The sequence below is a fragment of the Citrobacter sp. TBCS-14 genome, from assembly GCF_005280805.1.
GTDB lineage: Bacteria > Pseudomonadota > Gammaproteobacteria > Enterobacterales > Enterobacteriaceae > Citrobacter > Citrobacter gillenii.
In genome coordinates, this window is sequence record NZ_SZWM01001181.1 from 1 (window position 1) to 216 (window position 216).

Sequence of the window (216 nt, forward strand, 5' to 3'; positions counted from 1 at the left end):
ACCCGGAAGCCTGGATAAATGGTTACTTATGGAAGCTGGAACCCGGCGACAGCGTTGGTTTTCCGGCAGGAACCGGTGTGTGCCACACTTTTATCAACAACACCAGTGACGAGGTGCGGCTGCTGGTCGTCGGTGAGGCGAACAAGAAGCATAACCGCATCTACTATCCACTCAATCCGGTCTATGCAGTCACGCGTGAAGATCGCTGGGTTGATC

1 protein-coding gene is annotated in these 216 nt (G+C 54.2%); it reads left to right on the forward strand.

Going from position 1 to position 216, the window contains the following annotated elements:
• A partial coding sequence (locus FDX22_RS24685) for a cupin domain-containing protein (protein ID WP_146717930.1) occupies nt 1–216 on the forward strand: 216 nt, incomplete at both ends.